Source organism: uncultured Maribacter sp., from assembly GCF_963974015.1.
Taxonomy (GTDB): domain Bacteria; phylum Bacteroidota; class Bacteroidia; order Flavobacteriales; family Flavobacteriaceae; genus Maribacter.
Window position 1 is genome coordinate 163,829 of the sequence record NZ_CAXBBZ010000001.1, and the last position, 21,171, is coordinate 184,999.

The 21,171-nt window shown below is 34.3% G+C and carries 24 protein-coding genes; 8 read left to right on the forward strand and 16 right to left on the reverse strand.

Annotated elements, in window-relative coordinates; all coding sequences use genetic code 11:
* Positions 1 to 161: 161 nt before the first annotated feature.
* Genes AACZ41_RS00685 through AACZ41_RS00705 form a run of 5 tightly spaced genes read right to left on the reverse strand, consistent with a single transcriptional unit; the run spans position 162 to position 3,733 of the window.
* Entirely contained in the window at positions 162 to 1,700 is a 1,539-nt protein-coding gene (locus AACZ41_RS00685; protein WP_339625453.1) for a DUF4301 family protein, read from the reverse strand.
* Positions 1,697 to 2,260, reverse strand: coding sequence for an ATP-binding protein (locus AACZ41_RS00690; RefSeq protein WP_339625456.1), 564 nt, complete (start codon positions 2,258 to 2,260; stop codon positions 1,697 to 1,699). The genes AACZ41_RS00685 and AACZ41_RS00690 overlap by 4 nt, the downstream gene beginning before the upstream one ends.
* Positions 2,221 to 2,853, reverse strand: a complete 633-nt coding sequence (gene pnuC, locus AACZ41_RS00695) for a nicotinamide riboside transporter PnuC (protein ID WP_339625458.1) — start codon at positions 2,851 to 2,853, stop codon at positions 2,221 to 2,223. Before pnuC ends, AACZ41_RS00690 begins: the two co-directional genes overlap by 40 nt.
* On the reverse strand, positions 2,837 to 3,097 hold the full coding sequence (locus AACZ41_RS00700) for a thiamine-binding protein (protein WP_339625460.1): 261 nt from the start codon (positions 3,095 to 3,097) through the stop codon (positions 2,837 to 2,839). The genes pnuC and AACZ41_RS00700 overlap by 17 nt, the downstream gene beginning before the upstream one ends.
* Positions 3,098 to 3,733, reverse strand: coding sequence for a 4'-phosphopantetheinyl transferase superfamily protein (locus AACZ41_RS00705; protein WP_339625462.1), 636 nt, complete (start codon positions 3,731 to 3,733; stop codon positions 3,098 to 3,100). It lies immediately after the preceding gene.
* 125 nt (positions 3,734 to 3,858) lie between these two features.
* On the opposite strand from AACZ41_RS00705, the gene ahcY reads away from it, so the two are divergent.
* Positions 3,859 to 5,175 carry an adenosylhomocysteinase gene (gene ahcY, locus AACZ41_RS00710; protein ID WP_339625464.1) on the forward strand — a complete coding sequence of 439 codons (1,317 nt, stop codon included), beginning with the start codon at positions 3,859 to 3,861 and terminating at the stop codon, positions 5,173 to 5,175.
* Between the two features lie 70 nt (positions 5,176 to 5,245).
* Here the strand turns inward: ahcY and AACZ41_RS00715 are convergent, their stop codons facing one another.
* Complete coding sequence (locus AACZ41_RS00715) at positions 5,246 to 5,830, reverse strand: DUF3332 domain-containing protein (RefSeq protein WP_339625466.1); 585 nt, start codon at positions 5,828 to 5,830, stop codon at positions 5,246 to 5,248.
* 232 nt (positions 5,831 to 6,062) lie between these two features.
* On the opposite strand from AACZ41_RS00715, the gene AACZ41_RS00720 reads away from it, so the two are divergent.
* Entirely contained in the window at positions 6,063 to 6,584 is a 522-nt protein-coding gene (locus tag AACZ41_RS00720; RefSeq protein WP_339625468.1) for a 5'(3')-deoxyribonucleotidase, read from the forward strand.
* Positions 6,585 to 6,670: 86 nt separating this feature from the next.
* On the opposite strand, the gene rpmA is transcribed toward AACZ41_RS00720, so the two are convergent.
* From rpmA to AACZ41_RS00735, 3 genes are all read right to left on the reverse strand, one after another.
* Positions 6,671 to 6,931 carry a 50S ribosomal protein L27 gene (rpmA, locus tag AACZ41_RS00725; protein ID WP_079511244.1) on the reverse strand — a complete coding sequence of 87 codons (261 nt, stop codon included), beginning with the start codon at positions 6,929 to 6,931 and terminating at the stop codon, positions 6,671 to 6,673.
* 40 nt (positions 6,932 to 6,971) lie between these two features.
* Positions 6,972 to 7,637, reverse strand: a complete 666-nt coding sequence (gene rplU / locus AACZ41_RS00730; protein ID WP_339625471.1) for a 50S ribosomal protein L21 — start codon at positions 7,635 to 7,637, stop codon at positions 6,972 to 6,974.
* A gap of 94 nt (positions 7,638 to 7,731) precedes the next feature.
* Positions 7,732 to 8,187, reverse strand: a complete 456-nt coding sequence (locus AACZ41_RS00735; RefSeq protein WP_339625473.1) for a DUF4199 domain-containing protein — start codon at positions 8,185 to 8,187, stop codon at positions 7,732 to 7,734.
* 187 nt (positions 8,188 to 8,374) lie between these two features.
* Here AACZ41_RS00735 and AACZ41_RS00740 point away from each other — a divergent pair, with 187 nt between their 5' ends.
* Positions 8,375 to 9,697 (forward strand): pitrilysin family protein, encoded by a 1,323-nt coding sequence (locus AACZ41_RS00740; RefSeq protein ID WP_339625475.1) that lies wholly within the window; start codon positions 8,375 to 8,377, stop codon positions 9,695 to 9,697.
* Between the two features lie 7 nt (positions 9,698 to 9,704).
* On the forward strand, positions 9,705 to 11,777 hold the full coding sequence (locus AACZ41_RS00745) for a pitrilysin family protein (RefSeq protein WP_339625477.1): 2,073 nt from the start codon (positions 9,705 to 9,707) through the stop codon (positions 11,775 to 11,777).
* Between the two features lie 76 nt (positions 11,778 to 11,853).
* Here the strand turns inward: AACZ41_RS00745 and AACZ41_RS00750 are convergent, their stop codons facing one another.
* Both AACZ41_RS00750 and AACZ41_RS00755 read right to left on the reverse strand, forming a co-directional pair.
* Entirely contained in the window at positions 11,854 to 12,594 is a 741-nt protein-coding gene (locus AACZ41_RS00750) for a head GIN domain-containing protein (protein WP_339625479.1), read from the reverse strand.
* Between the two features lie 63 nt (positions 12,595 to 12,657).
* Entirely contained in the window at positions 12,658 to 13,557 is a 900-nt protein-coding gene (locus tag AACZ41_RS00755; RefSeq protein WP_339625481.1) for an EamA family transporter, read from the reverse strand.
* Between the two features lie 157 nt (positions 13,558 to 13,714).
* On the opposite strand from AACZ41_RS00755, the gene AACZ41_RS00760 reads away from it, so the two are divergent.
* Both AACZ41_RS00760 and AACZ41_RS00765 read left to right on the forward strand, forming a co-directional pair.
* Positions 13,715 to 14,071 carry a heavy metal-associated domain-containing protein gene (locus AACZ41_RS00760; RefSeq protein ID WP_339625483.1) on the forward strand — a complete coding sequence of 119 codons (357 nt, stop codon included), beginning with the start codon at positions 13,715 to 13,717 and terminating at the stop codon, positions 14,069 to 14,071.
* 1 nt (position 14,072) lies between these two features.
* On the forward strand, positions 14,073 to 14,495 hold the full coding sequence (locus AACZ41_RS00765) for a hypothetical protein (RefSeq protein WP_339625485.1): 423 nt from the start codon (positions 14,073 to 14,075) through the stop codon (positions 14,493 to 14,495).
* Positions 14,496 to 14,519: 24 nt separating this feature from the next.
* Here the strand turns inward: AACZ41_RS00765 and AACZ41_RS00770 are convergent, their stop codons facing one another.
* Genes AACZ41_RS00770 through mutY form a run of 5 tightly spaced genes read right to left on the reverse strand, consistent with a single transcriptional unit; the run spans position 14,520 to position 18,913 of the window.
* Entirely contained in the window at positions 14,520 to 15,467 is a 948-nt protein-coding gene (locus tag AACZ41_RS00770) for a pyridoxal-phosphate dependent enzyme (RefSeq protein ID WP_339626928.1), read from the reverse strand.
* Positions 15,468 to 15,479: 12 nt separating this feature from the next.
* On the reverse strand, positions 15,480 to 16,037 hold the full coding sequence (gene gldD, locus AACZ41_RS00775) for a gliding motility lipoprotein GldD (RefSeq protein WP_339625487.1): 558 nt from the start codon (positions 16,035 to 16,037) through the stop codon (positions 15,480 to 15,482).
* A complete protein-coding gene (locus AACZ41_RS00780) occupies positions 16,027 to 17,355 on the reverse strand; it encodes a gliding motility-associated protein GldE (protein WP_339625489.1) in 1,329 nt (442 codons plus the stop codon). Before AACZ41_RS00780 ends, gldD begins: the two co-directional genes overlap by 11 nt.
* Positions 17,356 to 17,374: 19 nt before the next feature.
* On the reverse strand, positions 17,375 to 17,836 hold the full coding sequence (ssb, locus tag AACZ41_RS00785; RefSeq protein WP_339625491.1) for a single-stranded DNA-binding protein: 462 nt from the start codon (positions 17,834 to 17,836) through the stop codon (positions 17,375 to 17,377).
* Between the two features lie 27 nt (positions 17,837 to 17,863).
* Complete coding sequence (gene mutY, locus AACZ41_RS00790; protein WP_339625493.1) at positions 17,864 to 18,913, reverse strand: A/G-specific adenine glycosylase; 1,050 nt, start codon at positions 18,911 to 18,913, stop codon at positions 17,864 to 17,866.
* 127 nt (positions 18,914 to 19,040) lie between these two features.
* On the opposite strand from mutY, the gene AACZ41_RS00795 reads away from it, so the two are divergent.
* Positions 19,041 to 19,331, forward strand: a complete 291-nt coding sequence (locus AACZ41_RS00795) for an HU family DNA-binding protein (RefSeq protein WP_027065813.1) — start codon at positions 19,041 to 19,043, stop codon at positions 19,329 to 19,331.
* Between the two features lie 258 nt (positions 19,332 to 19,589).
* Complete coding sequence (locus tag AACZ41_RS00800; RefSeq protein ID WP_339625512.1) at positions 19,590 to 21,137, forward strand: Rne/Rng family ribonuclease; 1,548 nt, start codon at positions 19,590 to 19,592, stop codon at positions 21,135 to 21,137.
* The last annotated feature ends 34 nt before the right edge of the window (positions 21,138 to 21,171 follow it).

Below are 21,171 nucleotides of genomic sequence, written 5' to 3' on the forward strand. Positions count from 1 at the left end.
AAAATATACCAAGAAATCTTACGAATTAAAAATTACAATAACACACTGAAATTCAATAATTTGAAACAATATTCACCACTTTAAAAGTTGGGTAAAACTGTACGCAAATAAAAAAAGCGTGTAGAAACTACACACTTTTTAAACTATATTTTGTTGCAAACTTATGCCTGATGCGAATCTTTTAAAAGATCAACCACACTTTTTACCGGATTAAAAGTAACCAAAGGCACCTCTACAAAGATTGTATTCCAAAATGCCATAGCTCCGTTCCATAACCCTGGAAGCTCTAAGGCTTTCAATTCTTTACCATCTTTTGTTTTACCGGTGATAAAACCTTGCTTATCATCTACAAATTTTAATAGGTCAAATTTTTCACCTTTATAATTACGAACACCACACACCAAATCAACTGGATTAAAATGGGTTGAATTCTTCATAATATTTGCCTGTTGCTCATTTTCCATATCTATTTGAGCAGATTCTATTATCTGTAAAGAAACTTCACCTTTAGTATTTACAATCCAAAATGGCCCACCTCCTGGCTCACCTTCATTCTTAACCATTCCGCAAATACGAATTGGTCTATTGATTTTATTTTTTAATATGTTTAGCTTATCCGATTTTGATTTGGAATCAAAATCATTTGAAAACCTCACATTAAGACTCTCCATTAAAAAGGTCTTAATTTCTGCAATTTTATTGTCAGCAACTTCGCCTTTATCCAATTCAGCGGCATATGAAAATGCTTTTTCCTGTGCCTTAAGAAGAACACCAGCCAATACTTTTTTACTATCTGCAACCGCCTTAGCATCTTCCATGACAGCTACATTATCAATATTTTTTATAAAAATAACATCAGCATCTTGGTCATTCAAATTTTGAATCAATGCACCGTGCCCACCTGGTCTAAATAATAAAGAACCATCGTCATTTCTAAATGGGTCGTTATTCATATCAACTGCCAATGTATCGGTTGATGATTTTTGAAATGAGTAATCTACCTTATATTTTATACCTGTAGCTTCGGCAACTCTAGGCCCTGATTCTGCAAATTCTTTATTGAACATTTCTTCGTGTTGCTCCGAAATAGTAAAATGAAGTTTTGCTTTTCCTTTCGAACCCGCATATAATGCGCCTTCTTTTAAATGCTCTTCAAAAGGTGTTGCCGCTATTTCTCCATAATTGTGAAATGGCAATAAGCCCTTTGGATAAAAACCATAGTTAAGTGCATTCTCACCTAATAATTCTGAAATAAAATGAAAGACTTTTTCACCTTGCGAATCAAAGTTTTTAGGTAACCTAGCCATCACTTTTTTATTAAATGGCAAACGTTCTAAACCTTCTGAAAAAATTCTAATGTCTTTATCATTGGTTCTTTTCAAATAAGCATCAAGTGCTTCTTTCTTTGGATTATAAACATCTAAAAAATTAAAAAGAGCCTTGAACATACGGGAAGCAGCGCCAGAGGCAGGTACAAACTTTAAAATATCCAAATCTTTTAATATAGAATCGTAAAAAGCTATAAGTTCTTTTTCTTCCGAACTAGTAAATTTGAGAATTCCATTACCTATTACGGCAGCATTCTTAAGTTGCACAAATGGAATACCTTCTTTAAAAGTATTGATATGACTCTGCATACTTTCTTTAGAAATTCCTTTTTCCTTTAATTGTTTTTCGTCGCTTTCTGTAAGTTCTATCATTTATCTAATAACTGATCAATATGGTTAATGGCTTTATCTAAACGTTGCTTTTTGTTCCCCTTCAAGGTAATAAAATTTTTGCCGTATTTTTCTAGGGTCCACTTAAAATAATTAAACATTTCTTCCCTTTCATTTGGCTTATCTCTTAAATCATCTTCTTCCCAAGGTATATCAATGTAGGTTAATAAGTAAAGATCATAAGAATTCTGCAGGGCATATTTTTCTAAAATAGGGTCGCAATCACCAATATAATAGGATTCTGAATATACTTTGGTTTCTAATAAATCAGTATCGCACACAAGAATTTTTGTTGCTTTTTTGGTAAGTTTATTCTCGAGTCGCATTTGACCCTCAGCTATAGGTAATAAATCGTGTGGCTCACAGGTTTTTCGTTCATTATTCCATTTTTCCTGTAAATAGTCTCTAGCATATTCTGGCACCCAAACAGTATTATAATGTCGTGCTAGTTGTTCTGACAAGGTAGTTTTACCGGTTGATTCTGGGCCAAAAAGAACCACTTTTAAAATATCTGAAGGTTCCTGCTTATATTTTTCTTCCATGCATTATAACCATATATGGCCAATATTGTAAAAATTAAATATTGAAAACTTGTAAATGTAAATCCTTTATAAAAGTAAAGTGGCACCGAAATAATATCGCCAAGTATCCAATATATCCAATTTTCAATTTTCCGTTTAGCCATTAACCACATACCCACAAAAAATATAGCAGTTGTTATGGTATCAACATAAGCCGTCCAGCTATTCCATTTATCAAAAACTTGATATACAACAAAAACAAAAATAATAGTTCCAATAAAAATAAATATCGATATTCTATTTTCCTTTTTAGTAACTGTTGTAATAGGGGTAAAATGTTCAGCGTCTACTTTTCTTGTCCATATGTACCAACCATATATACTCATTATAAAATAATATACATTAATTAGCATATCGCCAATTAAACCCCACTTTATAAGTAAGTAAACGAAAATTGAAGTACTTATCAATCCTGTTGGGTACACCCAAATATTATTTTGTTTGGAAAACCACACGGATAATAGTCCGAAAATTACTGCAACGATTTCAAGAATAATATCTAAGGTATCATACTCAGTATATTGTCCAAAGAAATAATCAAAAATGGGGCTCATAGGCACTTCTATCAGATTTAACAATTTTCATAAAAAGCAAGCCTCTATCCATTAATTCAAACGCTGTTTTAATTTCAGTATTCAAGACCTGCATAACGTCATCATATGAACCAAATACCTGAGTACTAAGCGGATTTTCAAGAATGGACAATCCTGATGCTCGTAATTTTTTAATAAAATCTATAATGTGTTGCTCAAAATCGTCTTGTAACGGTGAAAACGTTAATTCTACTGATATTTCCATTTATTTATTTCTTATTGCGTATACACAGGTAAATTCTTCAAACTCCAAAAACCGAATTTTATAGTTAGATAAATTTCCTTTGAATATTATTTGCGCGGTCGTCTTTTTAGCATCAAACATAAAATCTTGCACATTTATATGATGTAGGAAGCTCAACCCTTTATGACCATAAATTTTATAGAGCGATTCTTTAGCTCCCCATACAATGGTTAGCTTTCTAACAATGGCATCAGTATTTGCCAAGGTTTTATATTCGTAAAAAGGAGTGAATTTATGCGCTATTCTCAGAATTTTATCGCGTTGCATTTCAATATCGATACCTACATGTTCATTGGTACTGATAATTATTCCTGTAAAATTATGAGAGTGGGTTATAGAAATAAAATTACCATCACGTAAATGGGGTTTTCCATTCTCATCATAAACCAAATCAGAATCCACATATCCATACTCAGCCAATAAATGTCTTATGCTCAAGAATGCCTTACGATGAAGTTCAGACTTCATACCATTGAACCGTTTTTGGCAATGTGGTGTCAATTCAATCTTTTCCCACAACTTCTCTTCGGTCTCTTCAACCTTCCAAATTGCTAAGGAAGTTTCTTCATTTACTGTTATAGTTTTGTAAAGCGGCATGAGATTCTTAGTGTTATTCCTACCTTTGCACGAAATAAATTTAGGTTTGCACGAAATAAATTTAGGTTTGCACGAAATAGATTTAATTTCGCACCATTAAACGAAAGTATAAAATATTTAAAGATATGAGCACGAAAACTATTCCGTATGTGCCTTATAAGGTTAAGGATATTTCCCTTGCTGGTTGGGGAAGAAAAGAAATCGAATTAGCAGAAGCTGAAATGCCAGGTCTAATGGCGTTAAGGGAAGAATATAAAAATGAGCAGCCTTTAAAAGGTGCTCGTATTGCTGGTTGCCTTCACATGACCATACAAACAGCTGTTTTAATTGAAACATTAACAGCCTTAGGTGCCGATGTTACTTGGAGCTCATGTAATATATTTTCTACTCAAGACCAGGCGGCCGCAGCAATTGCAGCTACTGGAGTTCCTGTTTATGCCTGGAAAGGTATGAATGAAGAAGAATTTGATTGGTGCATCGAACAAACCTTATTTTTTGGTGAGGATAGAAAGCCATTGAATATGATTTTAGATGATGGTGGCGATTTAACCAATATGGTATTAGATAAATATCCAGAAATGGCAAAAGGCATTAAAGGACTTTCTGAAGAAACCACAACAGGCGTTCATCGTTTATACGAACGTGTTAAGAAAGGAACTTTACCAATGCCTGCGATTAATGTGAATGATTCTGTTACGAAATCGAAATTTGACAATAAATATGGTTGTCGCGAGAGCGCTGTAGATGCTATTCGTAGAGCAACTGACACAATGTTAGCTGGTAAACGTGTAGTTGTAGCCGGTTATGGTGATGTAGGCAAAGGTACGGCTGCTTCTTTTAAAGGTGCAGGTTCAATTATAACAGTTACCGAAATTGACCCAATTTGCGCATTGCAAGCTTGCATGGATGGTTTCGAAGTGAAGAAATTAGAGACCGTTATAGGAAATGCTGACATTGTAATTACCACCACAGGAAATAAGGATATTATTAGAGCTGAACATTTTGAAGCCCTTAAGGATAAAGCCATTGTTTGTAATATTGGTCATTTTGACAATGAAATCGATATGGCTTGGTTAAATAAAAACCATGGCAATACCAAAGATGAGATTAAACCTCAGGTTGATAAGTATACTATTAACGGTAAAGATTTAATAATTCTGGCAGAAGGTAGGTTGGTCAATTTAGGTTGCGCAACCGGTCATCCAAGTTTTGTAATGAGTAACTCATTTACTAACCAGACTCTTGCGCAAATTGAACTTTGGAAGAATAGCGAAAATTACGAGAACGATGTTTATATGTTGCCAAAACATTTAGATGAAAAAGTTGCAAAACTTCACTTGTCTCGTTTAGGTGCTGAACTCACCGAATTAAAGAAATACCAAGCTGATTATATCGGTGTAACGGTCGATGGTCCATATAAACCAGAATACTACAGATACTAAAAATATCGGTTATAAATTAAAAAAGGTCCTGATTTTCATCAGGACCTTTTTTAATTTAAGTTGTATGGTTTTAGTTGTTCTCAGCCAACATACCCTCTAAATAATAGCAATCGGTTTGCTCTTTAATTTGAGCTAAACCTTCTTCTTTAGAACTTAAAGGATTTATCTTAACCTCTTTACCATTTGGCATGTAAACGATATAAAATCCTTCTTCGAAAGATGAAAGTTTTATAATCTCACCATTAGGTCTTACAGCATTCCAAGATTTCTCACCTGGCTTATAAACCAAATCAATTTTCTTTCCTTTTTTAGGTCCTTCAATAACCGTTACCTGCATTCTATTTTTAGTTGCCGTCATCTCAAATGTGTTTCCATCTCTTTCTACCATTTGTGTTTCTATCTCACCCTCTTCCATCGCAATAGGATTAGAACCACTCCAAAATTCGATAACATTAAAAATAATAGTATCTCCTAAAAAGAAAAGACCATATACAGGTATAATATTCAAACCCCAAAAAACTAGGTTATTAACAAACTTACTATCCGATAATCCCTGATTCCAATCTTTTAAATTATTAAAAGCACTAAAAGAACCCAGACAACTAGAGAATAATAATGCACTAGCCATTGCAACACAAATGATTGATTTTTTCATGATTTAGATTGTTTAAAAATTAGATTTCAAAGTATATAAAATTCCTACAGAAACCTATGCTGATTTAATAAAATTATTGACTTGATACCAATTTTCAATAAATACGAGGCTTTAGGCTATTAGATTTTTATACCCTAAATTTTAAGTTTAGTAGAAATCTTGAATAATTTCTTCATTGTTTTCATTTTCTCTTTAAAATCATTTTGACGAACTTCGTTAAAAATTAAATTATATGATACTATTTGTTGATATGGATGAAGTAATTGCTGACACCTATGGTGCCCATATAGAGCTTTACAATGCCGAATTCAATGGTGAATTAACTACTGAATTATGCTCTGGATCAGAAGTATGGCGAATGGTACCTGAAGCACATCAAGATAGTGTTAGAAAACATGCCACTAGAAAAGGTTTTTTTAGAAACCTTAAACTTATACCTGGTAGTCAAGAAATCTTATCACAATTAGCAAGCAAACATGACGTTTATATAGCATCTGCAGCCATGCAGTTCCCAAATTCTCTAGAAGAGAAAAGTGAATGGCTAGATGAACATTTTCCCTTTATACCATGGCAAAACCGAATTCTTTGCGGACATAAACATGTTTTAAAGGGTGATATATTAATTGATGATAGAAATTATAACTTGGAAAATTTTGATGGCCGTGGCCTTCAATTTACATCACCACACAATGTAAATACAAAAGGTTTTGAACGTGTAAACTCTTGGTTTGAAATTGGAGAGAAACTTTTGTAATAGTAGTATTACATAATACTTCAAAAATTATAAAACACAAAAACCCCTTCATTTCTGAAGAGGTTTTTTATAATGTGTTATTTAGTTTAAGCTTCGAAAGGATCAATGGAAACAAAAGATTTTCCACCTGCTTTTTTCGTAAACTTTACTAAACCATCTACACGTGCGTGTAATGTATGATCTTTTCCTGCGTAAACATTTTCACCAGGATTGTGCCTTGTTCCTCTCTGTCTAACTAAAATGTTACCAGCGATTGCAGCCTGACCACCAAAAATCTTAACACCTAATCGTTTTGATTCTGATTCTCTACCGTTTTTCGAACTACCTACACCTTTCTTATGTGCCATTGTCTAAGGTTTTAAATATTATACTTTAATGATATAAGCCTTATTTAGCTACACCACCATCTAATTCATCTTGCCATTTCTGTAACTCGTCCCATTTACCATCAGCAGCTAATTGTGCTTGCTTTGGCCAAGTATCTGTTACATGGTTTCCACGTACATCAGCAATAATTTCAGAAATTTTAGCTGAATCGGTTTTTGCCAACTCTGCAAAAGTAAAAATACCTGCAGCGTTTAAAGTTTCGGCAATTTTTGGTCCGATACCTTCTACTTTCTTCAAGTCATCGCCTTTACCGGCAGCTTTTTTAGCTTTTGGCTTAGCTGCAACTGGAGCGGCTTTAGCTTCTTCTTTTTTAGCTTTTGGTTCAGCTTTCTTAGTTTCTGCTTTTTTTGCTCCTTTTGAAATGATAGACTCAATTACTATCTCTGTTAAAGATTGACGATGTCCATTTTTCTTTCTGTAACCCTTACGTCTTTTCTTATGAAAAACGATTACTTTGTCACCTCTAAGGTGTTTAACGACTTTAGCCTCTACCGCGGCTCCGTCTATAGCCGGGGCGCCAATAGTAACGTTCGATCCATCAGCCAAAAGCAATACATTGTCAAAAGTGACTTTCTTACCCTCTTCTACCTGTAAACGATGAACGTACACTTTCTGGTCTTTTGCAACTTTAAATTGCTGCCCTGCCATCTCTACAATTGCGTACATATTGTTAAATGTAAAAATTAAACCTGATGGATTTTTTCCATAGGCGGGTGCAAATATACTTCTTAATCATGAATTTACAAACGTTTTTTTAATTTTAATTCCGCTTATTTTTTGTAGTATTCGAACTCTTAAAAAGTTGCATAAATGATAGTGTCAACACTAAACTTGTTGTAAAACCCATAGTTGCCACAACTAAAAATACAATGGCCTCAAAACTACGATACGTATTTGCCCAACGTGTTGAAAGTTCTTCTAAAAAGCCTGGCTGAAGCTCTGTAGAATAAATCGCGAAAAATATAGTAAATATTAATGTCGCAACCCCTCCTGTAATAAGACCGGCCACAAAACCAGTTGCATAAGTAAAAGCGCCACCTTTTTTCAATTTAAAATACTTGATTGCTTCAAAAATTGCAAATCCAGTAATGATAGTATTAAAAAGACTGTAGAAAACATTCACGTGTAATCCCAGCAGTGATAAAATTAAAAAGTAAGCAATTAAACACCCGCTAGCGGCAACTCCAAATCGAATAGGTAAGGCATAGTTCTTCATCTTTATGGATATTTTTGTTTATCCATTTAAGATAATCAATAAACAACAATAACTTTGATAAAAATTGTTAAAGAATACATATCTTGAGGATTGTTCCTACAAAATGGTGTTTTGACGTAACATTACAATAAAAACACCTACTAATGGAACGGAACATTAAAACAAAGCTTAATTAAACACTAATTAAATGAGAAACAAACTTATACTGGTCACGGCCATACTATTTAATGGAATTTTAGCCTTCGCACAAGAGGTTGATTTTGAAGAGTATGACTTAAATAACGGCCTTCATGTGATTTTACATCAAGATAATACAGCACCTATTATCTCAATTTCTGCGCTTTACCATGTAGGTTCTAAAGATGAAGACCCGGAGCGTACCGGTTTCGCTCATTTTTTCGAACATTTACTTTTTGAAGGCACTGAAAACATAGAAAAAGGAATGTGGGATCAAATCGTATCATCAAACGGTGGTTCTGGTAATGCTACTACAGATGAAGACAGAACATATTATTATGAGGTTTTCCCATCAAACAATTTACAATTAGGCCTTTGGTTAGAATCAGAAAGAATGTTACATCCTGTCATTAATCAAAAGGGGGTCGATACACAAAATGAAGTTGTAAAGGAGGAAAAAAGGCTACGTGTAGACAATTCACCTTATGGCAAGTTTATTGAAAACATTAAAAAGAATCTCTTTAAAAATCATCCTTATAAAGAAACTGTTATTGGTAAAATGGACCATTTGGATGCTGCTACTCTGGAGGAATTCATAGCTTTTCAGAAAAAATTCTATGTCCCTAACAATGCCGTATTAGTGGTTGCAGGCGATTTTAAAAAAGAGAATGCTAAAAAACTGATTTCAGATTATTTCAACACCATACCTAAAGGTCAAGAAATTTCTAGAAACTTCCCTAAAGAGCAACCTATTCTAGAACAAATAAATGCAAAAGCTTACGATCCAAATATTCAAATACCGGCTACAATGATCGCTTATAGAACACCAGGGCTTAAAAATAGAGATAGCCAAGTACTAGATATGATATCTACTTATTTAAGTGACGGACCCTCATCTAAACTTTATAAGAAAATTGTCGACGAACAAAAGCAAGCCCTACAAGTAGGGGCTTTCCCAGCAACACAAGAAGATTATGGCATGTACATTGTTTTTGCATTGCCTGTAGGAGAAACAAGCTTAGAAGCACTTAATACAGAAATGGAGGAAGAAATCGAGAAATTAAGAACAGATCTTATATCTGAAAATGATTATCAAAAACTACAGAATAAATTTGAAAATCAATTTGTAAACAGTAATTCCAGTGTTGAAGGTATTGCAAATTCTTTGGCTGAATACTATATGCTTTATGGTGATACTTCTTTAATAAATAAGGAAATAGAAATTTACAGATCTATTACCAGGGAGGAAATAAAAGACGTTGCTAAAAAGTATTTAAATCCTAATCAAAGATTGGTGTTAGAATACTTACCTGAACAAAATACTGCAAACTAAAAAAATTATGAAAACTACATATATATTATTATTTTCTCTATTCTGCTTCTTCACCGTACAAGCTCAAGTAGACCGTACAATTATGCCAACACCAGGCCCGGCACCAGAAATTAATCTAGGCGAACCCGAAACTTTTAATTTAAATAATGGCTTAAAAGTTTTAGTGGTTGAAAACCATAAATTACCCAAGGTATCTATTCAATTGTCTATAGATAATCCCCCTATTTTAGAGGGTGATAAAGCAGGCGTTGCCAGTTTAACAGGAAGCTTGTTAGGTAAAGGTTCAAAAAACATCGCTAAAGATGAATTCAACGAAGAAATTGATTTTTTAGGTGCTCGGCTTAGCTTTAGTTCGCAAGGAGCTTATGCTCAATCTCTTTCTAAATATTTTCCGAGGATAATCGAACTTATGGCCGATGCTGCAATTTATCCAAACTTTACCCAGGAGGAATTTGATAAGGAAAAAGATATACTTCTTACCGGACTTAAATCTGAAGAGAAAGTTGTTTCTGCCATATCAGGTAGGGTACAGCGCGCTCTTGCCTATGGTAAAAATCACCCGTACGGAGAATTCGCTACTGAGAAAACTGTAAATAATGTTACCCTTGCTGATGTAGAGGAATTTTACAGGGATTATTTTGTTCCTGCAAATGCCTATCTAATTGTAATAGGTGACGTAACCTTAAATGAAGTCAAGACGTTGACTGACACCTATTTCACTTCATGGACGAAGGCCGTGCCACCAAGTTTCAGCTATTCAGAACCGAAAAACGTACCGAACACACAGATAAATTTAGTTGACATGCCCAATGCTGTACAATCTGAAATTACCGTACAGAACCTCGTTAACCTGAAAATGAAAGACGATGATTTTATTGCGGCGTTATTAGCAAATCAAATTCTAGGAGGCGGATCTGATAGTCGGCTAAACCAAAATCTTAGAGAAGACAAAGGGTATACTTACGGAGCTTATACTTCTTTAGGGAATAATAAATATGCCCCATCTAGATTCACGGCTTCCGCAGAAGTAAGAAATATGGTTACCGATAGTTCGGTAGTAGAAATATTAAAAGAACTTGAGCTTATTAATACTCAACCGGTCACTGAAAAAGAGCTAAAAACTACTAAAGCATTATATGCAGGCAGTTTTATAATGGCCTTGGAAGACCCACAGACTATTGCGAGGTATGCTTTGAATGTAGAAAAGGAAGGTTTACCAAAGGACTTTTATAAATCATTTTTAGAAAAACTAGAGAACGTTAGTAAAGCGGATGTAGAACTAGCTGCCAAAAAGTATTTCAATGTTAATAATGCTCGTGTTATTGTTGTCGGAAAAGGAAGCGAAATCCTATCGAATCTTGAAAATATCGATTTCCATGGAAAAAAATTGCCTGTTTTATCTTATTCAAAAACTGCTGACAGAATCGAAACTCCCAATTACAATGTATCGGTACCCGAAGGCACTACCGCTAAAGAAGTCATTGAAAAATACATCAAATCGATTGGAGGCAAGGCCAAATTAGAAGCCGCTAAATCTTACGCCATGAAAGCTACTGCCGAAATGCAAGGAATGAAACTTGAGCTAGAAATGAAAAAAACCACCAATAATCAATTTATGCAAGATGTGAAAATGATGGGCAATTCTATGAGCAAGCAAGTACTTAATGGTGATGGTGGCTATATGATAGCACAAGGCCAGCATAAAGATTTCTCAGAAGAAGAAGTCATGAAAATTAAAGAGGAGTCTGCTCTTTTTCCTGAACTAAATTATACGAAACTAGACGGAATATCTTTAGAGGGTATGGAAATCGTTGGAGACAAAAATGCATATAAATTAAAAGTAAACGACATAAAATCCGCTTTTTATGATGTTGAAACTGGACTAAAACTACAGGAAATTAACATAACAGAAATACAAGGGCAGCAAATTACAAGTACTTCTAACTTTGAAAATTACCAAGAAGTAGATGGAATATTATTCCCATTTAAATTAATTCAAACAGTGGGTCCCCAAAATTTTGAGTTCATAGTTTCTGAAATTAAAATTAATGATGGTGTTTCCGATGTTGATTTTGAATAACATTTGAAATATCAAGTATAGAAAAACCCGCTAAATAGCGGGTTTTTTATTTTTTTCTTGAAAAGCTAAATTACTATCATATCTTTCTTATTCTGGCTTCGCCAAAAATTAATCCTTTATCTACCTCCGGGTTGCCTGAATAGTTCACATTGGTTTCACCGTAGCATGTAACTTTTAATCGGTCGACAACATTAACCCTAAAATTGCTTTCACCGTAGGCAGTAATTTTAGTTTCGTCAGCAACCATACCTTCGGTATTTACTTCGCTTTCTCCATAAGCTCTAAACACTTGTCTCGATACCTTTCCTTCACCTATTTCCAAATAACTGCTACCATAAATTGCAACCGTCATTTCATCTATAGATACCGAGTCAAAATAAACTTTGGCTTCGCCATACAAGGACATTTTAAAATCATCGGCATTAAAAAGATTTTTACATCTTACTATTTCTTCACCTCTAATAGATAAATTCTCGAGCTTTCTATAGGTTACGGTAACCGATGCCATGGTGCCATTATATAATGGCTTACTGCCTTGCCATTGATTACTGGATATACGCTCAGATTTTGTTACCATTTTAGCACCATCCAAGTACAATCGTAAAGTTCTACCCTCTACTTCTACGTTTATTTTATCTAAAGAAACTTTTGAATTATCGATTACAACGCTTTCTTCGTCACCTTCAAGAAGGTTTACTTCAATATGTGGACTTACAATTAACTTATCAAATGATTTAACGGCATATGTTTTTTCTTGAGCTTGAATTCCGCCTATAATAAATACATAGGTTAAAGCGATAAAAAATAATTTTTTCATGAGTTCTAATTTTAGGTCTAATTACTTCTGTTTAAAGACAAGACTATATATAATTTGTTACAGTTAATTTGATTTAACCGTACTAATTATTGTCTTTTTTCGATTTACAAGCCACACACCTAACAATATAATCAGTCCGCCTAACAACTGAACTATCGAAATTCGTTCACCATCTAAAAAGCCCCATAATACTGCTACAAGTGGTATTAAATATGTTACGGACGCCGCAAAAACCGGACTAGAAAGCTTGATAAGCTTATTAAATAATATGTTTGCCAGTGCTGTACCCAATAATGCCAATGCCAACAGATACCAAACTGCTTGCTGCATAGCAACATTATCAACAAAATGACTGAAAACTCCGGAATATATCAGCAAAATTAAAGCGGGTAAAAAAGCTACTCCAAAACTTGCGGTCGTTACCGCCAACGGACTTAAATGTGACAAGTGTTTTTTAATGATGTTGATATTAAAGGCATAGCCCAAAGCGGAAAAAATAATAAAGAACGAATACCAATAGTCTTGATTGACATTATTCTCCATTCCTGCTGCGATAAGCACTACAGTTCCTAAAAGACCAATAAACACACCCAGGATCTGCCTCCCTTTTAATGCTAGTCCAAAAAGAACAATTCCGACCAAAGTGGTGAACAATGGTGAAACAGAATTTAAAATAGATGTTATACCACTACTGATTTCAGTTTGGGCCAAAGCAAAGAAAAACGGCGGAAAAAAGGAACTACATAGACCAGCGATAACTACCCATTTCCAATCGGCTTTCGCAAGGGTCTTCAATGACTTAAAGCCCAATAAAAAAAGTGAAAGCGAAGCAAATAAAATACGCAAGCCACCCACTTGCAAAGGAGTAAAGCCCAACAATGATTTTTTAATCAGGATAAAGGACGAACCCCATATCAATGCAAGAATAATAAGGTAACCCCACTTTTGTTCAATATTCCTCAACCCCTTAAATTTTCAACAAAAGTGGCTTTTTTTTTAAGATAATGATTGGTCTAAGTATATATTTTAGTAATTGTTTACTACGTGCATTTTCGATATTTGGTATCTTTACAAAAGCATCTACTGTTGTATTACTTTTTATTAAGCATAAATTGTTAAAATGAAAATCAACTATTTACTCATAATCATTATAATGCTTTGTTTAAATACCAATATTTTGGTGGCTCAAGACACTTCTAATACTGTTGCCATAATTGAACCTGCTTTATCTACAGTAGTTATTTTAGAAATTGATGGTATGGCCTGCCAAGAAGGTTGTGCAGACAAGATAGCTTCAAATCTAAATGAAACGGAAGGCGTTATCTCAGCAAAAGTTAGTTTTAAAGATAAAAAAGGAGTTATTGTATTCCACCCAAATCTAGTTTCTATTGAAGATTTGAAATCTAAAATAACAAACACAAAAGTAAAAGATTACGTGTATACTATAAATTCAGTCACCATTAAAGAAAAAAATTAAAATGAAAAAATTATTCACACTACTAACCATCGTCAGTCTACTAAGTGCAAACTCATGTAAAGAATCTAAAAAAGCAGAAGAACCTACACGAATGGAACAGGTTATGGACATTCATGATGAAGTAATGCCGAAAATGGGAACTTTAGGTAAACTAGTAGGGCAATTAAAACCTATGGCAGATTCCCTTGGTCCAGAATCTATAGAAGCAAAAGTAATGAAAGACCTTCAAGAAGCAAATAAATCTATGATGGATTGGATGCAAGGTTTTGGTAATCGTTTTGATTCTGAAGAAATAATGAGTGGAAAAGAACTTTCTGTAGAAAAAAAGAAATGGCTAAAAGAAGAAGAAGAGAAAGTTAAAAAGGTAAAAGAGAATATCAACGCTAGCATTGAACGTGCTGAAGAAATTTTAAAAAAGCAATAGATAATTAAAGGAGAACTTAGAGCACTAAAAGGGAAGATTAGATAAATCGACATTTCCACCAGAAATAATAATTCCCACATTTCTATTTTTTAGCACCTCTGGGTTCTCTTTAGATTGTCTAATAACTGCTGCAACAGTTACTGCGCTAGATGGTTCAATGATAATCTTCATTCGTTCCCAAACAAGTTTCATTGCGGCAACAATTTCATCTTCATCAACCCTGATTATACCATTTACAAACTCCTTTATAATAGGAAAATTAATATCCCCTAACGTAGTTTTGAGCCCGTCTGCAATGGTATTAACGGTGCCATTGCCTTCAATTTTACCACTCAATAAAGAACGATAAGCATCATCTGCCTCAAAAGGCTCTGCTCCATATACTTTACAATTATCCCCAAAATATTTTGCAGCTAAAGCCGAGCCTGCTATAAGTCCGCCTCCACCAACAGGACAAAAAATAAAATCTAAATCAGAATGCTCTTTTAACAACTCTAAAGCAGCAGTACCTTGGCCCAGTATTACATTCTCATCGTTAGAGGGATGAATAAATGTTGCTCCTGTTTTTAAAGCGATTTCATCAGCCAAAGCTTGCCTAGCTTTCACTGTAGGCTCGCACTCATAAATCTTGCCGCCATACTCCTTTACACCTACTTTTTTTACTTCTGGCGCCGTATTAGGCATTACTATATAAGCAGTTACACCAACACTTTGAGCTCCCAAAGACAATGCTTGGGCAAAATTACCAGATGAATGTGTTACTACTCCATTTTTCTTCTGTTCATCCGATAATTGCAAAATTGCATTGGTAGCGCCTCGCATTTTATAAGCACCTGCCCTTTGAAAATTCTCACATTTAAAAAATAAATTTGCATTTACTTTCCTGTCCATTAATCTAGAAGTAAGTACTGCGGTATTATGAATAAACGGTCGTATTCGATTATGACAATTTAAAAGATTCTCTTTAGTCATCATACTATACATTTAGTTTTTCCATCTAAGGGTTTCTATAATTCCCCTAATGTCATTTTGAAGATATGATGCCGCCGGAAGTATGGAATCATAATTAGGCTTTGTATAAAAATACACAGAACCGGTAAGAAAATGATTGGTACTATCAGTTACAAAAAACTGTGACTGTGAAGCAGCATTACCCTGAACTTCAAATAAAGCTCCATATATCTTTTCCTCAGGGTTTACGTAAGGTTGTTCCACAATATTATCTGCTTTTGCAGCATGCTCGTAACTAAGTCGTTTTGAATCATTAATTAATTGTTCCAAATTATTATCTACTTTCTTATAACTAAGAAAAATAGCTCCCTTCATATCTGGATATGAAAGGGTATACGCCTTATCCCCATTCAATTTAGCCACTGCCAGCTCATTATATTTAAAACTGAAATTTTCAGTTTCCAAATCTGCTAACTTTCCTTGCGGATACTCTAAACGCATTTTAGCCTTTGGTTTAGGAATTGGCTCGTCTTGACAGCTCATGACAAAAAGAATTACAAACAAAATACCAACTAACGATTTAAGCTTCATGGGGTAGAGTTACTTTTATTTGTTTCAATCTTTTTTTATCCATACCCTCAACCATAAAAGTATAAGATTCAAAAAATATCTTTTCACCTCGTTTAGGAAAGCTTCCTGCTTTCTCTAAAACAAATCCTGCAAGGGTTTCCGATTCTCCTTTATTTTCTTCAAAGATATCGCTGTCCTCTAATCTTATTACACGGTAAAAATCTTTAAGTGGAGTTTTGCCTTCGAAAACATAATTAAAATCATCCAACTTAGAAAAAATCAAATCCTCATCATCAAATTCATCGCTAATATCACCAACTATTTCCTCAATAATATCTTCTAATGTAACCAAACCTGATGTACCACCATATTCATCGACCACAATTGCCAAGTGATTTTTCTTTTCCTGAAACTCTGCCAATAAATCATCAAGCTTCTTATTCTCAGGAACAAAGTACGGCTCACGTATTAACGTAATCCAATTGAAGGTTTTTCTATCTAAATAAGGCAACAGATCTTTTACATACAACACTCCTTTTACAGTGTCTATATTTTCACCAAATACAGGAATACGAGAATAGCCATTTTTTTTTATTTCACCTATAACCTCTAGAAACTTCATTTGCTCATTAAGGGCAAAAATATCGATACGAGGGCGCATAACCTGTTTCGTGTCGGTATTGCCAAAGGTTACAATACCCTCTAAAATTTTCTTTTCTTCTTTAGTAGTGTCACCATGTGAAGTCAAATCTAATGCCTGAGACAAATGATCTATACTCAAATTCGATTTCTGCTTGCCTAGTTTGTTGTACAAAAACAATGTTCCTGAACGCATAGGTAAACTAAATGGCGAAAAAATAAAGTCTAATACACGTAATGGGAATGCCATTAAATGTGAAAAACTCATTCTATTTCTATTTGCATATACCTTAGGTAGAATTTCACCGAACATTAAAATTAGAAATGTTGCCACAACTACTTCAAGCAAAAAGCGCACCGATACTACACCAAATAATACTTGATTAACATTTTTGAACAGGGTGTCACCTATTATACTAAACAATAGAACAACACCAATATTAATGGCATTATTGGCAATTAATATGGTGGCCAGTAGTTTTTTTGGGCGCTCAAGCAACTTAATAAGAATAGCGCTTTTTGCCGATTTTTCATCTTGCAACTCTTTTATTTCGTTTGGTGAAAGACCGAACATTGCGACTTCAGCCCCAGAAACGAGCGCAGAGCACATAAGCAATACACATAGTACGATTATATTAATTATAAACACACCATTTACAGCCAATAAAGTTACTAAAAACGGAAAGGGGTCTAGGTCCAATAGTTACTATTATATATTATTAAAAGGGTAGGTCATCCTCGGCCTCTGGGCTTAATGGTGCTGGAGCCTTCGTTGGCTTACTGTTGTCATTACTTGCCTTTGGAGAAATGGAAACTACACTACTATCATTTGTACCAGCCTCTTTCTTGGTGGTCAAAAAGGTAAATTCTGTCACATGTACTTCTGTACTATACCTTGTATTACCATCTTCACCTTGCCATTGACGATTTTTCAACCTTCCTTCAACATATACTTTATCGCCTTTACTTAGATATTTTTCGCAAATTTCGGCGGCTTTGTTTCTTACTACAATGTTATGCCAGTCGGTATTTGTAACACGCTCACCAGTAGATTTATTGGTATATGTCTCATTTGTGGCAATAGGAAATCTACCAATACTGCCTCCGCCTTCAAAATAATGCATTTTCACCTCATCACCTAAATGTCCAATCAACATTACCTTATTTAATGTACCGCTCATAACTTAAAGATATAAAAATCAAAAGTACTAAAATTTAAATGCTTTTATAAAATCCGCTATTAAAACAGGTACAGGAAATTCTTTAATTTTTTCAAAGGAAATTTGATTTGGAATTTGAATGCCTGTATTTAATATCCAGAATTTAGTGTGTAAATGCTGATGTGATAACTTATGAATAATTGCAACCTGATTAAATTCTATTAATTCAACTTCGCCAATACCATCCAATACTTCCTTATACCTATTATCTACATCTCCTATATCTAATATAGAATTGGATTCTAATAACGGAAACTCCCATAAATTCTGCCAAATACCCTTTCCTTTTCTCTGTTGAAGATTTGTAAATTGATTCCCATTTGCATCCTTATATATAGGTATAAGATAATTAAAGTACCGATTCCTCACCTTTGTCTTTTTCATCTTAACTGGTAATCGATCTACAATTCCCTTTTGCAACGCTACACAACTTTCATTTAAAGGACAATGTAAACAAAGTGGTTTCTTTGGTGAGCATTGAATAGCACCAAATTCCATTATACCCTGATTATAATCTCTAATATCATTGGTATCCATAACTTTTTCAGCCAATGCCTTAAAATACTTCACGCCTTCAGTGCTATTAATTGGGATATCAACTCCATAATACCTAGACAGAACTCTGTATACATTACCATCTACTACTGCTTGGGGCTCATTATAACATATAGAAGATATGGCACTTGCCGTATAGTCACCCACCCCTTTCAACTTTAATAGCTCCTTATAGGTCTCTGGAAAATTACCATTATATTGATTAACGACTATTTTTGACGTAGCATGTAAATTTCTAGCTCTAGAATAATAGCCCAAACCTTGCCAAAGTTTTAAAACTTCTTCTTCACTAGCATTGGCCATATGATGTACTGTTGGGAATTTCTCAACAAACCTTAAGTAATATGGTGTACCTTGGGCAACACGAGTCTGTTGAAGAATGATTTCTGACAACCATATTTTGTATGGATCTAAAGATTTGCGCCATGGCAATGAACGCTTATTTTGATGATACCAATCTAAAATTTTACCCGAAAACGACATGCTGTTCAATACTAAGTGATAAAAGTAGCAGTTTATACACTTAAAATTAACCCATTAGAAAGAAAGATTGAATTTAATTTATATATTTGCAACCCGAAAAAACATACAGAAAATCTAATATTGAAAGATGACGAAAGCGGAAATTGTATCGAAAATCTCAGATAAGCTGGGAATTGAAAAAGGAGATGTACAAGCTACAGTTGAATCCTTTATGGAAGAGGTAAAAACATCATTGGAAAGTGGTGACAATGTTTACCTTAGAGGTTTTGGCAGTTTTATTATTAAAACTAGAGCCGAAAAGACCGGTAGAAATATTTCCAAAAATACAACCATTAAAATACCCGCTCACAACATTCCAGCATTTAAACCTGCAAAGGTTTTTGTAGAAGGAGTTAAGAGCAACGTACACGTAAAATAATTAATCTTAAAAAAAGAACTTTATGCCAAGCGGTAAGAAAAGAAAAAGACATAAGGTAGCTACACACAAGCGCAAGAAGCGTAGAAGAGCTAACCGACACAAGAAAAAGTAGTTTTATAACTACTTTTTCTTTTTACGTTCATTGACATAGAAATCCATATATATTGGATTTCGGCAGATACGTTAGTATCTGTCTATGGTATTTGTTTAATCAGTTCGTTCCATACAATTTGTTGGAACAACTAAAAATATATTCAGGTGAATAGAGAATTAATCGTAAGATCTAGTTCCCAAGCCGTTGACTTTGCCTTATTAAAGGACGGAAAACTCACTGAACTGCATAAAGAAGAAAGTAGTAATGATTTTTCTGTAGGTGATATTTTTCTCGCCAAAATCAGAAAACCGGTGACCGGTCTCAATGCTGCGTTTGTTAACGTTGGCTATGAAAAAGATGCATTTTTGCATTACCATGACCTTGGTCCTCAATTATCTTCTATGCTTAAGTTCATAAAACAAGTGAGTTCAGGAAAATTAAAGGATTATTCCTTAAAAAACTTTCCGGTTGAAACCGATATTGATAAAAACGGTGTAATAACCGATGTCATAAAAGCAAACCAATCTTTATTGGTTCAAATTGTAAAAGAACCTATATCTACTAAAGGACCAAGAATTAGCTCTGAGCTATCAATAGCCGGACGTTTTTTGGTTATGGTTCCTTTCTCAGACCGTGTATCGGTATCTCAAAAGATAGAGAGCAAGGAAGAGAAAGACAGGTTGAAAAGACTAGTTAGGAGTATTAAACCAAAAGGATTTGGTGTAATTATCAGAACAGTTGCAGAAGGGCAAAAAGTTGCGGAGCTGGACAAAGATCTAGAAAACTTGCTGAACAAATGGTCAGCAATGTGTAAAAAATTATATCGTGCTCAAACACCATCAAAAGTATTTGTAGAACTCAATAGAGCATCTTCTATTTTAAGAGATGTATTTAACGATAGCTATACAGGTATTCATGTAGATGACATCACCTTATATAATGAAGTTAAGGACTACGTGGCCGAAATTGCACCAGACAAGGAGAGTATCGTCAAACACTACGACTCCAACGTACCTATTTTTGAAAAATTTGGGATAGAAAGACAAATTAAAACGTCTTTTGGCCGTACCGCTACCATGAGCAAAGGAGCCTATTTAATTATAGAGCATACCGAAGCACTTCATGTGGTAGATGTTAATAGTGGTAATAGATCCAATAAAGCCAAAAACCAAGAAGATACTGCCCTTGAGGTAAATCTATTGGCAGCAACCGAAATTGCAAGGCAATTGCGCCTACGTGATATGGGTGGCATCATTGTCGTAGATTTTATCGACATGGTAAAACCACAGCATAGAAAAAGGCTTTTTGAACATCTAAGAGATGAGATGAAAGATGATCGCGCCAAACACAAAATACTACCCCCAAGTAAATTTGGTTTGATCCAGATTACCCGACAAAGGGTACGCCCTGAAATGAATATTAAAACAACCGAAGAAGACCCAAATAATACGGGGAAAGAGGTCGAAGCACCTATTGTTTTAATAGACAAAATTACAGTGGATCTTGAAAAACTCCTTAAAGGGCCAGCAAAGGATAACAGTATAACACTAAATATACATCCTTTTATAGCTGCCTATATCACTAAAGGATTTCCATCATTGAGAACAAAATGGTTCTTAGAATACAAAAGATGGGTCAAAATACAACCACGTGATGCGTATACGTATCTTGAATACCGTTTTAAAAACAAAGACGGTAAAACAATATATTAAACAAAAAAAGCGACTTCCTAACGGAGTCGCTTTT

Coding starts and splice junctions, on each gene's coding strand:
- AACZ41_RS00685 (WP_339625453.1), bottom strand. CDS start 1,700: ATGATAGAACTTACAGAAAGCGACGAAAAACAATTAAAGGAAAAAGGA.
- AACZ41_RS00690 (WP_339625456.1), bottom strand. CDS start 2,260: ATGGAAGAAAAATATAAGCAGGAACCTTCAGATATTTTAAAAGTGGTT.
- pnuC (WP_339625458.1), bottom strand. CDS start 2,853: ATGAGCCCCATTTTTGATTATTTCTTTGGACAATATACTGAGTATGAT.
- AACZ41_RS00700 (WP_339625460.1), bottom strand. CDS start 3,097: ATGGAAATATCAGTAGAATTAACGTTTTCACCGTTACAAGACGATTTT.
- AACZ41_RS00705 (WP_339625462.1), bottom strand. CDS start 3,733: ATGCCGCTTTACAAAACTATAACAGTAAATGAAGAAACTTCCTTAGCA.
- ahcY (WP_339625464.1), top strand. CDS start 3,859: ATGAGCACGAAAACTATTCCGTATGTGCCTTATAAGGTTAAGGATATT.
- AACZ41_RS00715 (WP_339625466.1), bottom strand. CDS start 5,830: ATGAAAAAATCAATCATTTGTGTTGCAATGGCTAGTGCATTATTATTC.
- AACZ41_RS00720 (WP_339625468.1), top strand. CDS start 6,063: ATGATACTATTTGTTGATATGGATGAAGTAATTGCTGACACCTATGGT.
- rpmA (WP_079511244.1), bottom strand. CDS start 6,931: ATGGCACATAAGAAAGGTGTAGGTAGTTCGAAAAACGGTAGAGAATCA.
- rplU (WP_339625471.1), bottom strand. CDS start 7,637: ATGTACGCAATTGTAGAGATGGCAGGGCAGCAATTTAAAGTTGCAAAA.
- AACZ41_RS00735 (WP_339625473.1), bottom strand. CDS start 8,187: ATGAAGAACTATGCCTTACCTATTCGATTTGGAGTTGCCGCTAGCGGG.
- AACZ41_RS00740 (WP_339625475.1), top strand. CDS start 8,375: ATGAGAAACAAACTTATACTGGTCACGGCCATACTATTTAATGGAATT.
- AACZ41_RS00745 (WP_339625477.1), top strand. CDS start 9,705: ATGAAAACTACATATATATTATTATTTTCTCTATTCTGCTTCTTCACC.
- AACZ41_RS00750 (WP_339625479.1), bottom strand. CDS start 12,594: ATGAAAAAATTATTTTTTATCGCTTTAACCTATGTATTTATTATAGGC.
- AACZ41_RS00760 (WP_339625483.1), top strand. CDS start 13,715: ATGAAAATCAACTATTTACTCATAATCATTATAATGCTTTGTTTAAAT.
- AACZ41_RS00765 (WP_339625485.1), top strand. CDS start 14,073: ATGAAAAAATTATTCACACTACTAACCATCGTCAGTCTACTAAGTGCA.
- AACZ41_RS00770 (WP_339626928.1), bottom strand. CDS start 15,467: ATGACTAAAGAGAATCTTTTAAATTGTCATAATCGAATACGACCGTTT.
- gldD (WP_339625487.1), bottom strand. CDS start 16,037: ATGAAGCTTAAATCGTTAGTTGGTATTTTGTTTGTAATTCTTTTTGTC.
- ssb (WP_339625491.1), bottom strand. CDS start 17,836: ATGAGCGGTACATTAAATAAGGTAATGTTGATTGGACATTTAGGTGAT.
- mutY (WP_339625493.1), bottom strand. CDS start 18,913: ATGTCGTTTTCGGGTAAAATTTTAGATTGGTATCATCAAAATAAGCGT.
- AACZ41_RS00795 (WP_027065813.1), top strand. CDS start 19,041: ATGACGAAAGCGGAAATTGTATCGAAAATCTCAGATAAGCTGGGAATT.